General features: G+C 64.5%; 1 pseudogene. It reads right to left on the minus strand.

Going from position 1 to position 259, the window contains the following annotated elements:
* Positions 1–259, minus strand: a pseudogene (locus SB822_RS58520) (2-keto-4-pentenoate hydratase); the annotation flags it as partial.

Raw genomic sequence — 259 nt, forward strand, 5'->3', positions numbered from 1 at the left:
GAACTCGCCGACGATCAGCGCGCCGTGGTTCTGCAAGTCCGCGAGTTGCGCGAGCTTGTCGATGTCGGGCCACGCGGCGAAACGGCTCGCGACAATTTCAATCGTCGCGCCGAACGAACCGATTGCCGCGTGCACGTCGGCCTCGCTATAAGGCGTTGCCGAAGGCTCGAAGCGGCGGCCGAAGCGAAAGGCGATTTCGAGTTCCAGCCCCAACGGTGCAAAGGCCGCGCGCGGCAATGTGGAGCCGTCGGAATGCAAG

This window comes from Paraburkholderia sp. SIMBA_054 (assembly GCF_046534875.1).
Classification (GTDB): Bacteria; Pseudomonadota; Gammaproteobacteria; order Burkholderiales; family Burkholderiaceae; genus Paraburkholderia; species Paraburkholderia hospita.